Origin of the sequence: Brachybacterium sp. GCM10030252 (genome assembly GCF_042666535.1) — a bacterium.
In the GTDB taxonomy this organism is placed as follows: Bacteria; Actinomycetota; Actinomycetes; order Actinomycetales; family Dermabacteraceae; genus Brachybacterium.
On sequence record NZ_JBHTDM010000010.1, the window covers coordinates 192,344 to 205,102 of the forward strand.

Genomic DNA, 12,759 nt, shown 5'->3' on the forward strand with positions numbered 1-12,759 from the left:
ACGATCCCGGCCGAGTGATCAGCCCGGCCGGGACGACCTTCTCAGACCACGATGTTCACGATCTTCGGCGCCCGCACGATGACCTTGCGGATCGGCCGGCCGGCGATGACCTCCTGGACCCGGTCCCCGGCCATGACCAGCGCCTCGAGGTCGGACTCGGAGATCTCCGGGTCCACCTCGAGCTTGTGGCGCACCTTGCCGCCGACCTGGACCACGCACGTGATCGCGTCGGCCTTGACCAGCTCCGGGTCTGCCACCGGGTACGGTGCCCGCGAGATGGTGCCCTCGTGGCCGAGGCGAGCCCACAGCTCCTCGGCCAGGTGGGGGGCCAAGGGGGCGACCATCAGCACCAGCGGTTCGACGGCCTCTCGGGGTGTGGCCCCCGTCCCGGTCAGGCCCTTCGTGAGGTGGTTGACCAGCTCGATCAGCTTCGCGACCGCGGTATTGAAGTGCATCTGGGCCATGTCGCGACTGACCCCGTCGATGGTGCGGTGGACGGCCTTGCGGGTGGGCAGGTCGGCCGGCTCCACGGAGACGGTCAGTGCTCCGGTCTCCTCGTCGACCATGAGCCGCCACAGGCGCTGCAGGAATCGGTGCGAGCCGACCACCGCGCGCGTCTCCCACGGCCGAGAGAGGTCCAGCGGGCCCATCGACATCTCGTACACCCGCAGCGTGTCGGCGCCGTAGTCGCGATACATGTCGTCCGGCGCCACCGCGTTCTTCAGCGACTTGCCCATCTTCCCGTACTCCTGGGTGACGGGCTCGCCCTGATAGGTGAAGGTGCCGTCCTCCTCGGCGACGACCTCCTCGGCCGGGACGTACACGCCTCGGGAATCGGTGTAGGCGTAGGCCTGGATGTAGCCCTGGTTGAACAGCCGGTGGTAGGGCTCCTGGCTGGAGACGACGCCGCGGTCGAACAGCACCTTGTGCCAGAAGCGCGCGTAGAGCAGGTGGAGCACCGCGTGCTCCTGCCCGCCGACGTAGAGGTCCACGCCGCCGACCTCGCCCTCCGCGCGGGGGCCCAGCCAGTACTCCTCGTTCTCGCGGCGCACCAGGGACTCGTCCTCGGTGGGGTCGATGTAGCGCAGGTGATACCAGGACGAGCCGGCCCACTGCGGCATCGTGTTGGTCTCGCGCAGGTAGCGCTTGGGGCCCTCGCCGAGGTCCAGCTCGACCTCGGCCCAGTCCCTGGCGCGGGACAGCGGGGTCTGCGGCTCGGTGTCGCCGTCGTGGGGATCGAAGGTCTTGGGGGAGAAGTCCGCGACCTCGGGCAGGTCCACGGGCAGCATGGAATCCGGCAGCGGGATCGGCACGTCCGGATGGTCCGGGTCGTAGACCACCGGGAACGGCTCGCCCCAGTAGCGCTGGCGCGAGAACAGCCAGTCCCGCAGACGGTAGGTGGTACGCGCGGTGCCGAAGCCCTTCTCGGCGGCGAACGCGGTGGCGCGTTCGGCGGCCTCGGCGGGGGAGAGGCCGTTGAGGTCCAGCTCCGCACTGGCGGAGTTGATCTTCTCGCCGTCCCCGGTCCAGGCCCCGCCCTCGAAATCGGCGGGCGGCCGCACGGTACGGATGACGGGCAGCTCGAACGTGGCCGCGAAATCGAAGTCGCGCTCGTCCTCGGCGGGAACGGCCATGATGGCACCGGTCCCGTATCCGGTCAGCACGTAGTCGGCAGTGAACACCGGCAGTTCGCGCCCGTCCAGCGGGTTGGTGGCGGTCAGGCCCGTGAACACGCCCGTCTTCTCGCGGTTCTCGGCGGTGCGCTCCTCCTCGCCGAGGGCAGCGGCTCGTGCGCGGTACGACTCGACGGCCTCGCGCGGCGTCGCGGCCTCGCCCTTCCAGGCCTCGGGGATGCCCTCGGGCCACTGCGCCGGGAGGGCCGAGGAATCCTCCAGCAGCGAATGCTCGGGGGAGAGGACGCAGAAGGTGGCGCCGAAGAGGGTGTCGGCCCGCGTGGTGAAGACGTCGAACGTCGGGTCCTCGTGGCCTGTCAGCCCTGCCACCGGGAACGTGATCTGCGCGCCCTGGCTGCGACCGATCCAGTTGCGCTGCATGGTACGGATCGACTCGGGCCAGTCGACCCGCTCCAGGTCGTCCAGCAGGCGGTCGGCGTAGGCGGTGATGCGCATGTTCCACTGGCGCAGGCGGCGACGGAACACCGGGAAGTTGCCCCGCTCCGAGCGGCCCTCGGCGGTGACCTCCTCATTGGCCAGCACGGTGCCCAGGCCGGGGCACCAGTTCACCGGCGTCTCGGAGATGTAGGCCAGCCGGAAGGCGTGGGCCAGCTCGTCGATCTCCGCGTCGCTCGCGGCGGTGACGTCGGCAGTGCTGCGACCGATCCAGGCGGCGGGCAGTTCGATGTCCTGACGCTCGGCGAGGGCGAACGGGTCCACGGTGCCGGCTCGCAGCTCGTCGCGCAGCTCCGCGATCGGGCGCGCCTTCCCGGTGATGCCGTCCACGTTCGGGGACTCGGGGTCGTACCAGGAGTCGAAGATGCGCAGGAAGATCCACTGCGTCCACTTCACGAACTCGGGGTCGGTGGTGGCCAGCGAGCGCCGCGGGTCGTGGGACAGCCCCAGCCGGTGCAGTTGACGACGCATGTTCGCCACGTTCGCCTCGGTGGTGGTGCGCGGGTGCGTGCCGGTCTGGACCGCGTACTGCTCGGCGGGCAGGCCGAACGCGTCATACCCCATCGTGTACAGCACGTTCTTGCCGAGCATGCGCTGATGCCGCGCGGTCACGTCGGTCGCGATGTACCCCAGCGGGTGCCCCACGTGCAGCCCCGACCCCGAGGGGTAGGGGAACATGTCCATGATGTAGAGCTTCTCCGCCGACCCCGCGGAGGCGGCCTGGTCGAGCGAGGCGGCCTCGCCGCGCAGCGCGCCGACGGGATTGTCGGCATGGAACGTGCCGTCCTCGTCCCAGCGCTGCTGCCAGCGCTCCTCGATCTCGTCCGCCACCGCGGCGGTGTAACGGTACGGGGCCTCGCTCATGGGGAACTTCCTTCGGAATCGAAGCGGCCGATGCCGCCGGGCGTCTCGTGACATGAAAAAACCCCCGCGCAGGCGAGGGTTGCCGCGTCGGTGCCCGCGCCGCGGGACCGATCCGCCGCGCGGGCGGTGGCCTGGGCAGGCGTTCTCCGACGCGGCTATCTAAGCAGCAGACGTTGAGCCACGTGGCCATGGTAACGCGCCCCGGGACGAAACAAGTCAGCCCGTCCCGGGGCGCAGATCCGATTCGATCTCTCAGACGTCCGCCGAGGAGAAGTTGGGATCGGGCTCGCCGAAGCCCTTGGGAAGAGAGATCGGGCAGAACTGCTGCAACGTCGGGTCCACGTAGCGCTGCGCCTCGGACACGAGGTTCTCCGGGGTCTCCGACTGCTGGTTGAGACTGCCCTGCATGGTCATCATGGCGTCCCACAGCTTCGTCCCGACCGGTAGCGGTGGCCGCGACAGGGCTACTGCCGCGAGCTCGACGAAGAAGGAGATGTCCTGGTTCCACCCCTCGGGATCCCGAATCGTCTCGATGTTCGTAGGGATGCGACTGATCTGCGGCATCAAGATCCGCTGGCCTTCGTAGCCTGCGTAGAACTTCATGAAATCCCAGGCGGGCTTCGACATGCTCGAACCCTTGGGCATCGCCAGGGCGAAACCGCCCGCCCAGGTGAAGGGATCGTCGCCCTCGTTCGGCACCGGCAGGTGGGTGACCGCGTAGTTCATGTCAGGCTTGTAGTCGGCCTGGCCCTGGATGCCCCAGGGTCCGGTTATCTGGAACAACTGCCGGCCCGAGAAGAACGACGTCTGCGTGGGCGGGGCGTTGGGTGGCTGATAAGTGGCCTTGAAGGCGTCCATCCTCGGGAAGTCCAGCCGGTCGATCCAACCCGCGTACATCTTCGCGACTTCGAGCATCTCGGGGGAGTCCAAGAGCATCTTGCAGTTCGCGTTGTCGAAGAACGAGACGCCGTGGGCCATCGCCCACATCAGCAGCGAAGCCTGATCATCCCAGGGAATCCACGTCACTCGCTCATACGTGCCGCGCTCGTCCTGGACATTGACCTTGTCGTTGATCTCCCACAGCTGCTCGAAACTTATCGGACCGTTCGCCGGGTCCAGCAGGGCCCGGTCGACCCCGGCTTCGTCGGCCAGGTCTGTGTTCACATACATGGCACGGGTGTCCGTGTCCATCGGTAGTCCGAAGTACTGGCCGTCGTAGAACAGCTCGTCGGTGGCGAACTTGACCCAGCCGGACATGAACTCCTCGGCGCTGACTCCTTCGTGCTCCTCGATGAGGGCGTCAATAGGCTCGAGCAGACCGAGGGACGCGAACTGTGCGCCGTTGAAGCGGTCCATGAAGTACAGGTCCGGCCCAGTGCGTCCGCGTACGGCCGTGATCACGCTTGAGGCGTCACCTTGCCCATTTGATGGGACCTGCGAGACCTCGATCGTCACGTCCGGGTTCTGTTCACTGAATGCCTCGATGACCTGCGCCTCCTTCTCGGCATCGGAGGCCCAGATGCCCCAGAGCCGCACCGTGTTCGGATCACGATCCTCACCGACGGGACGACTCGAGCAGCTCACGATCGAGCCGCCGGCGATGGAGACGCTCGCGCCTGCGCCGAGAGCGCGCAGCAGAGTTCTGCGATTGATCACTTGAAACCTCCGAGGGTGATGCCGCTGATGAAGTAGCGCTGGAATATGAAGAACAGGATTACCAGTGGCAGCAACACCAGGAAGGATGCCGCCATCAGCAGGTTGAACTGGATATCCTGAGCATTGACGGAACGGAAAACTTCCATACCGATGGAGAGCGTCTGCTTCTCTTCGTCCTGCAGGTAGATGAGCGGGCCCATGAAGTCGTTCCAGGTGCCCACGGCCGCGAAGATCGCGATCACGGTCACCGCGGGACGTGCCGTGGGGAAAACGATCCTCCAGGCAATCGACCATTCGCTCGCCCCGTCCACCCGGGCGGCGTCGAGCATGTCGCGTGGGGTCTGGAGCAGGAACTGCCGAAGCAGGAAGGTGAAGAAGCCACCAGCGAACAAGGCTGGCGCGATCAATGGCGTGAAGGTATTCACGGCGCCCAGCGCGGCCCACATGTCGAACATCGGGATCAGCGTCACCGGGAAGGGCAAGAACAGCGTGGCCAGCACGATGAAGAAGACGCGGTTACGGCCCGGCCAGTCGATGCAGGCGAAGCCGTAGGCGACGATGAAGTTCGATACCACGCTGAAGACCACGACGCTGATCGTGATGATCGCGGAGTTGCGGAAGAACAACCAGAAAGGCATCACCGTGACGGCGTCTGCGAAGTTCTCCCAGTGGATCTCGCGCGGGAAGAGGGTGGGCGGGAACTGAGCAAGTTCCTCCGGCGACTTCAGAGCCGAGATGACCATCCAGTACAGCGGGAGTGAGAAGAGGGCAAGGACCGCCACAATAACCAGGCGGGATATCCACGCGCTGGCCGGGCTCTGGCGTGAGCCGTCGGGATTGCGTCCGAAGTTCGAACGGGTCCGGAGTTTGGGAGCGTTGCCGAGGTTGCGGCTGCTCGTGTTCACAGTGTCGATAGCCATGGGGTTCTCCTGTTCCTCAACCGGCCGAGACGTCGTAGTTCACGAACCGGCGGGAGAGCCAGTAGATGAGTCCCGCCAAGAGCATTCCGAACAGGAAAAGCAGGACGGCCAGCGCCGACGCGAACCCGAGCTGCCCGTAGCCGAATGCGTTACGGTACAGATACAGCATGTAGAACAGGGTCGAGTTGTCTGGCCCACCATCGGTCATGATGTACGCCTCGGTGAACACCATCATTGCTCCCGAAACCCCCGTGATCAGATTGAACAGAATAGTCGGAGTCAACAGCGGCACTGTAATCCACAGGAATTGGCGGAACCGTGAGGCTCCATCGATGCGGGCGGCCTCGTACAGGGTCGCGGGAATGTTCCGCAGGCCCGCGAGATAGATCAGAGCCGCGTTCCCGGCGCCGAACTGCGCCATGAGGATGATGACGAGCTTTGCGGTGCTCGGCTCGCCGAGCAGGTTCGTGTCGGGCATTCCGAACAGGGACAGTATCCGGTTGACTACGCCGTACTGCGGATTCACGAACACGATAAAGATGAACGACATCGCGAACATTGGGATCAGTGAAGGCAGGTACAGCAGTGTGCGATATACCGCGACCTCGCGCACGTTCCGGTTCATTGCCAGCGCCAGGAGCAGGGCGACCACGAGTCCGAGTGGCACGGCTATCAACATGAAATAGACCGTGTTGCCGACCGCTGTGTGCACGAGCGGATCGGCGAAGGCCGAGACGTAATTTTGCAATCCGATGAAAGTTGGGGCTTTCATGCCCGAGTACTGTGTCAGGCTGATCGCGAACGAGTAGACCAGCGGATAGATCACGAAGACGCTGACTCCGATGATCCAGGGGGAGATGAATAGCAGCCCCATACGGAGGTTGCGTTTGTCCCGGTGTGTGAGCTTCCGCTTGGCTGGTTTACTACCGGGCCCTGATGGGGTCGGCAGCCCGCCGTGCGGGGTGAGGTCGGCAGAGGGGCCCGCCCCTGCGGCACCGGTGCCGGGGGCCCCTGCTGCGACGGCATTGCTCGCGCTCATCGCTCTCCCTTCGGATATTCGCCGCACCTCCATCGGTGCGGTGATACGCACCGCACCTGCAGCGATGCGGCGATATTCGCCGCGCCGTCGTCGGCGCGGCGACCGGGGAACGGCAGGCATCGGTGCCTTCGCGGTCACACTGGGAGGAGGGACCACGTCGTTCCTGTGAGGTAGGTTACTCACACCGATGGACTAATGCAACGGCATCCGCGTGGGAGCGTGAGAGATGCCGGGGAGGAGCATCATGCGCGGGTCGTCGATGTCCGATATCGGAGAGTTCAACGAGAGGCTGGTGCTGCAGACCATCCGCAGCGCTCCGGACGGTGTGGGGCAGGCGGAGGTGGTGCGGCGCAGCCGGCTCTCCCGCCAGGCCGTCTCGCTGATCACCCGCCGCCTGGTGGCCGAGGGGATGATCGAACAGGCAGGTCGTCGGATCTCCGGGCCCGGCAAGCCGCATACCCTGCTGCGCGTGGTCGCCGACGCCCGCCTGGCCGTCGGGGTGCACCTCGACCCCGCTCACATCAGCGTCGTCGTCTGCGACCTCGCCGCCCGGCCGGTGGCCCGGGCCACCCTCGCCCCGCCGACCGAGGAGCCGGAGGCCGATATCGATCGCATCGCGGCCGCGATCGCCGAGCTGTGCCGTGAGCTCGGTGCGTCCTCGCCGCAGCTGGGCGAGGAGTTGCCGGACCAGCCGATCCGCCGCCGTCTGCTGGGCATCGGGATCGCCGCCCCCGCCGGACTCGACGCCGCCGCCGGGATCCTGCGCAACCCGCCCTGGATGCCGGGTTGGCGCGACGTCCCCGTGGTCGACGCCCTCAGCGCCGTGACCGGCCTGCCGGCGCTCCTGGACAAGGACACCAATGCCGCCCTGACGGGGGAGATCTGGTCGCGTCACCTCGGCGGCTCCGAGACGGTGGTCTACGTGTACGTCGGCCACGGCGTGGGTTCCGCGGTCAGTGCGAACGGCCAGGTCCACCGCGGCGGAAGCACACAGGCCGGCGAGATCGGGCATCTGCCCACCGGTCGCGCCGACGAGGTGTGCTCCTGTGGACGCCACGGCTGCCTGAGCGTGTACACCGACGCCGACCGGCTGCTCAGCCGTGCCCGGGACGCCGGGATCGAGCTGCCCGACGGGGCGGGCACCACTGCCATGATCGATGCCCTCGCCGCCGCCGCGGACGAGGGGCGGAGCGCAGCGAGGGAGATCATCTCCCTCCATGGCACGGCTCTGGGGGAGGCGCTGACCGTTCTCGCGGGGATCCACGACCCGCAGCGGATCATCATCGGCGGGCCCACCTGGCCCGCGCTGCGGTCCGTCGCCGAGCCGTCCCTCCGCGAGGCCCTCGGGGAATGGGTGGCCGACGGCCGAGCCGTGCTCGAGTGCTCGCACCTCAGCGACGACGTCGGCGCCATCGGTGCGGCGAGCCTGTTCCTGGAGCGGGAGCTCGCGCCCGGGACCGGAGCCTCGGCCTCGGGGCAGGTCGGAGGCGGATCCGGGCTCGCCGTCGCGGCGGCGCGGTGAGGCAGAGACGCCCCCTCGAGGGCGGGCCAGGCCACGGAGTACGACCGGCCCGGACTCAGACCCCGAGCAGTCCGGAGATCAGCAGCAGCACCAGCACGGTGCCGATGGTGGTGATCAGCACCGTGTCCCGGGCGAGGTTCTCCGCCGCCCGGTAGCGCGCGGCGGCGACGAACACGTTCTGCGCCGTCGGCAGAGCGGCCATGACTACGACCTCGTACAGCGAATGCCCGCTGAGCCCGAACAGCAGACCCACCCCGAGCGCGATCACGGGCATCACCAGCAGCTTGGCGCTCGAGGCGACGGCGATCAGCCCGCGGTAGCCGTCGTCCTTGGCCAGCGGCGTCGAGCCGTGCAGGGACAGGCCGTAGGCCAGCAGCATCGCGGGGATCGCCATGTCGGCCAGCGACTGGACGGGCTCGAGCACCACCGCGGGGACGTCCACCCCGGCAAGGGCGAGCACCATGCCGAGGGCGCCGGCGACGATGACGGGATTGGCGCCGATGGTGCGCGCCACGCCGGCGGGTCCGAGCGACGTCTTCTGCGTGACCTGGTGGAGGACGAAGAGGTACAGCGGGTTGTAGACCGCCTGCTGGAAGAGGATCACCGGCAGCGCGTGGGAGATGTCTCCGAGCACGTAGGCGGCGATCGGGAAGCCCATGTTCGCGCCGTTGACCACGGACCCGCTGATCGCGGTGACCACGAGCTCTGCCCCGCGCCGCTTCGTCAGCAGCCGCACCGCCAGCAGCAGCAGCGCGCCGGTGCTGAGGCCCGCTATCCCGGCGACTGCCATGGGGATCGAGAGGATGTCGCGCACGTCGGACTCCAGGAGGCCGACGAGGACCAGGGCGGGGGAGGCGAGGAAGAACGTGGCTCGGTTGAGCACATAGCGACCGTGCGGGCCCAGCACACCGGTCCGCCCGGTCACCCAGCCCACGCCGATGAGGGACCAGACGATGAAGAATCCGGCCAGGACCCCGCTCACGGCTCGGTGCGGGGCAGTGGCGTCGTCATCTGGCCGATCCTAGAGCGCCGGGACGGCCGGGGCTCGCCGCGTCCGCAGGGCGGGCGGGACGGATGTCGGCGCGGCGGGTCGCTGACAGCCGGTCGCCAGCAGCCGGACACTGCCACCGGCCGGACGGGCAGCCGGTGACGGCAGGCGGACGGCTCGGCAGGGTCAGCGGATGCCGCTGGATTCGCGGCCGGAGATCTGGTCGGGCATCCCCGGGACGGGCTGGGCGGCGTCGTCCCCGGTGGCGACGATGCGGTTGCTCTCGTCCACGTGCACCACGTGCGGATGGTGGGCGGAGACCTCGGCCGCCTCGAACTGCCCGTAGGCCATGATGATCACCAGGTCGCCGGGAGAGACCAGATGGGCCGCGGCGCCGTTGATGCCGATCACGCCGCTGCCGCGCTCGCCCTCGATGACATAGGTGGTCAGGCGCTGACCATTGGTGATATCAGCGATGGTGACCTGTTCGTGCTCGACGAGACCGGCGGCCTCGACGAGATCGGGGTCGATTGTCACCGAGCCCACGTAGTGCAGGTCTGCCTGCGTGACGGTGGCCCGGTGGATCTTCGAGGTCAACAGAGTGCGGTACATCGCCTATAAGTCTTCCACGGACCGCCCGTGCGCGATGATGGTGGGGTCCGTTTCGTCAGGAGGATCACCATGCCCAAGGCCCGTCGCCGCTCCACCCACAGCTCGGAGCGTTTCGAGGACATGGCCCTGCCCGAGGAGCTGATCGGTGTGCTCGCTGATCAGGGCCTTCAGCGCGCCTTCGAGATCCAGTCCGCCATCCTGCCCGATGCGCTCGCCGGGCGGGACGTCCTGGCCCGCGCGGAGACCGGTTCGGGCAAGACGCTGGCCTTCACCCTCGCCATGACCTCCCGGTTCCGCGGCCGCAAGGTGCACCGCAAGCGTCCCCTCGGGGTCGTGCTGGTGCCCACGCGCGAGCTCGCCGTCCAGGTCGTCGACACCATCCATCCCTACGCTCGTGCGGTCGGGATCAAGGCGCAGCTGGTCGCGGGCGGCATGAACATCGAGAAGCAGGCCGACGCGGTGGCCCGCGGCGTGGAGATCATCGTCGCCACCCCGGGTCGGCTGATCGATCTCGCCGAGCGCGGGGCCCTGCAGCTGGACCTGGTGGAGTCCACTGTCATCGACGAGGCCGACCACATGGCCGATCTGGGCTTCCTGCCCGATGTCGCCGACATCCTCGCGGCCATCCCCATGGGGACCCAGAAGATGCTCTTCTCCGCCACCCTGGACGGGCAGGTGGAGGATCTCGTCGATACGTTCCTGGTCGATCCCGTCAGCCACGAGACCGTCCCGGTCGCCGCGGCAGTGACCACCATGGACCACCACGTGCTGGCCATCGAACCTTCCGCCAAGCGTGCGGTCACCGCATGGCTCGGCGCCCGCGAAGGGCGCACGCTGATGTTCACCCGCACCCAGCTCGGCGCGGAGCGCGTGGCACAGGAGCTGGTCGAGGTCGGCGTCCGCGCCGCGGCTCTGCACGGCAACAAGCAGCAGGGGCTGCGCACCAACGTCCTGGCCGGGTTCCGTCAGGGTGCCTATCCCGTGCTGGTGGCGACAGACGTCGCCGCCCGGGGTCTGCACATCGATGACGTGAGCATGGTCGTCCACGTCGATCCCTCCGCCGACGTCAAGGAGTACGTGCACCGTTCGGGCCGCACCGCCCGTGCCGGCGCCGCGGGAACCGTCGTCACCCTCGCCCTGCCGCACCAGACCCGCTCGACCCGGCGGATCGTCGAGGAGGCGGAGGTCGAGGCCACCTGGGCCGAGGTCGCCGAGGCCGAGGATCCGGCCCTGGAGCAGCTCGGGGCGCGTGCTCCCAGCGGTGAGCCCGCCGAGGACCCCGCGCAGGTGAAGTACAAGGGCGCGCCGCGCAAGCTCGACATCAAGCGCACCAGCGGGGCCGACGCCCGCCGCGCCGAGGAGCGCCGGGCCAATGAGGAACGGCGTGCCTCCTGGGAGGAGGACGAGGAGCCTCCTCGCGGTGGCAAGGGCCGCGGCCGGCAGGGCCAGGGTGCCCGTGGCCAGGGTTCCCGGAGCCAGGGTGCTCGAGGCCGGAGCGGCGGCAAGAGTGCCGGCGGCCGGGCCAGCACCGGTAAGGGCGGCGCTCGCGGCCGTTCCGGTGCGCCGTCCCGCAGTCCCCGCAAGCGCGGCAAGCCATGAGCATCAGCACGTTCGACCTGTTCAAGATCGGGATCGGGCCTTCGAGCTCCCACACCGTCGGCCCGATGCGCGCGGCGGCGCAGTTCGCCCGCGAGACCCTCCAGGATCCGGTGATCGCGCCCCATGTCGCGGACGTCGCGGTCCACCTCTACGGCTCCCTCGCCGCCACCGGCGTCGGCCACGGCACCCTGGACGCCGTGGTGATGGGCCTCGAGGGCGCAGATCCCGAGACGGTGGACCCGATCGCCGGGCGCGAACGGGTGGCCCACATCGAGGCGGGCGACGGCTTGCTGCTGGATGGGACGTTGCCGGTCAGCCTGCGTCCCTCCTCGATCCAGCTGCATCCGCTCACTGTGCTTCCGCAGCACTCCAACGGCATGGTCTTCATCGCCCTGGACGCGCTCGGCGAGGAGCTGGTGCGCCGGCCGATGTTCTCCGTCGGCGGCGGGTTCGTCGTCGAGGAGGCCGATATGGAGCAGTCCATCGCCGAGGTCGCCGCCGAGGGCGAGGGCACGGCGGTCTTCACCACCGGCGACGAGTTGCTGCGCGTGTGCGAGGACCGCGGCATCTCCGTCTCCGAGGCGATGCTGCTGCGGGAGCGGCAGTGGCGCGGCGACGAGGAGATCCGCGCCGGCATCCTGGCGATCTGGCACGCCATGGAGGAGAGCATCCAACGGGGGACACGCACCGGCGGCACCCTGCCCGGCGGGCTCGACGTCAAGCGCCGCGCGGCCTCCTGGTACGACTCCCTCAGCGCCGAGGACCCCACGCGGCTGCCGATGAATGCCTTCGAGTGGGTCTCCCTGGCCGCGCTCGCCGTGAACGAGGAGAACGCCGCGGGCGGCCGTGTGGTCACCGCCCCGACCAACGGCGCCGCCGGCATCATCCCGGCCGTGCTGTTCTTCGCCACCACCTACATCGAGGGCGTCGATCCCGACGAGGTCGCGGTGCGGTTCCTGCTGACCGCCGGCGCGATCGGCTCGCTGTACAAGGAGCACGCCTCGATCTCCGGCGCCGAGGTCGGCTGCCAGGGCGAGGTCGGCTCGGCCTGCTCGATGGCAGCGGCAGCCCTGTGCGAGGCGATGGGCGGCAAGCCCGCCCAGGTCGAGAACGCCGCCGAGATCGCCATGGAGCACAATCTCGGCCTCACCTGCGACCCCGTCGGCGGACTGGTGCAGGTCCCCTGCATCGAGCGCAATGCGATGGCCGCGGTCAAGGCGATCACCGCAGCGCGATTCGCGCTGCGCGGGACCGGGGAGCACTTCGTCTCGCTGGACACCGTCATCGAGACCATGCGCCGCACGGGCAAGGACATGAGCGAGCGCTACAAGGAGACCGCGATGGGCGGGCTCGCGGTCACCGCAGTCCCGGTCAGCGTCCCGGACTGCTGAGGCGCCCCGGGCCCGCCTCTCCGGGTCCCGGACGGTGCG

General features: G+C 68.5%; 9 protein-coding genes. 3 read left to right on the forward strand and 6 right to left on the reverse strand.

The window, feature by feature from the left end:
* Positions 1-41: 41 nt before the first annotated feature.
* The 4 genes from leuS to ACFQRJ_RS11315 form a co-directional block, all read right to left on the reverse strand.
* Positions 42-2,993, reverse strand: a complete 2,952-nt coding sequence (gene leuS, locus ACFQRJ_RS11300) for a leucine--tRNA ligase (RefSeq protein WP_377019192.1) — start codon at positions 2,991-2,993, stop codon at positions 42-44.
* A gap of 252 nt (positions 2,994-3,245) precedes the next feature.
* On the reverse strand, positions 3,246-4,649 hold the full coding sequence (locus ACFQRJ_RS11305; RefSeq protein ID WP_377019194.1) for an extracellular solute-binding protein: 1,404 nt from the start codon (positions 4,647-4,649) through the stop codon (positions 3,246-3,248).
* Positions 4,646-5,569, reverse strand: a complete 924-nt coding sequence (locus ACFQRJ_RS11310) for a carbohydrate ABC transporter permease (protein WP_377019195.1) — start codon at positions 5,567-5,569, stop codon at positions 4,646-4,648. Before ACFQRJ_RS11310 ends, ACFQRJ_RS11305 begins: the two co-directional genes overlap by 4 nt.
* Positions 5,570-5,585: 16 nt before the next feature.
* The gene (locus ACFQRJ_RS11315; protein WP_377019196.1) at positions 5,586-6,746 is read right to left on the reverse strand and encodes a carbohydrate ABC transporter permease; all 1,161 of its coding nucleotides are present in this window, start codon (positions 6,744-6,746) and stop codon (positions 5,586-5,588) included.
* A gap of 121 nt (positions 6,747-6,867) precedes the next feature.
* Between ACFQRJ_RS11315 and ACFQRJ_RS11320 the strand changes: the two genes are divergently transcribed.
* A complete protein-coding gene (locus ACFQRJ_RS11320) occupies positions 6,868-8,130 on the forward strand; it encodes an ROK family protein (RefSeq protein WP_377019197.1) in 1,263 nt (420 codons plus the stop codon).
* Positions 8,131-8,185: 55 nt separating this feature from the next.
* Here the strand turns inward: ACFQRJ_RS11320 and ACFQRJ_RS11325 are convergent, their stop codons facing one another.
* Positions 8,186-9,112 carry an AEC family transporter gene (locus tag ACFQRJ_RS11325; RefSeq protein ID WP_377019198.1) on the reverse strand — a complete coding sequence of 309 codons (927 nt, stop codon included), beginning with the start codon at positions 9,110-9,112 and terminating at the stop codon, positions 8,186-8,188.
* A gap of 192 nt (positions 9,113-9,304) precedes the next feature.
* On the reverse strand, positions 9,305-9,730 hold the full coding sequence (gene panD / locus ACFQRJ_RS11330) for an aspartate 1-decarboxylase (protein WP_377019199.1): 426 nt from the start codon (positions 9,728-9,730) through the stop codon (positions 9,305-9,307).
* A 69-nt stretch (positions 9,731-9,799) separates the two neighbouring features.
* Here panD and ACFQRJ_RS11335 point away from each other — a divergent pair, with 69 nt between their 5' ends.
* Positions 9,800-11,329 (forward strand): DEAD/DEAH box helicase, encoded by a 1,530-nt coding sequence (locus tag ACFQRJ_RS11335; RefSeq protein WP_377019200.1) that lies wholly within the window; start codon positions 9,800-9,802, stop codon positions 11,327-11,329.
* Entirely contained in the window at positions 11,326-12,720 is a 1,395-nt protein-coding gene (locus ACFQRJ_RS11340) for an L-serine ammonia-lyase (protein ID WP_377019201.1), read from the forward strand. The genes ACFQRJ_RS11335 and ACFQRJ_RS11340 overlap by 4 nt, the downstream gene beginning before the upstream one ends.
* The last annotated feature ends 39 nt before the right edge of the window (positions 12,721-12,759 follow it).

Bases quoted from the DNA above. Each gene is read 5' to 3' on its own strand.
- leuS (WP_377019192.1), bottom strand. From the start codon at position 2,993: ATGAGCGAGGCCCCGTACCGTTACACCGCCGCGGTGGCGGACGAGATC.
- ACFQRJ_RS11310 (WP_377019195.1), bottom strand. From the start codon at position 5,569: ATGGCTATCGACACTGTGAACACGAGCAGCCGCAACCTCGGCAACGCT.
- ACFQRJ_RS11320 (WP_377019197.1), top strand. From the start codon at position 6,868: ATGTCCGATATCGGAGAGTTCAACGAGAGGCTGGTGCTGCAGACCATC.
- panD (WP_377019199.1), bottom strand. From the start codon at position 9,730: ATGTACCGCACTCTGTTGACCTCGAAGATCCACCGGGCCACCGTCACG.
- ACFQRJ_RS11335 (WP_377019200.1), top strand. From the start codon at position 9,800: ATGCCCAAGGCCCGTCGCCGCTCCACCCACAGCTCGGAGCGTTTCGAG.
- ACFQRJ_RS11340 (WP_377019201.1), top strand. From the start codon at position 11,326: ATGAGCATCAGCACGTTCGACCTGTTCAAGATCGGGATCGGGCCTTCG.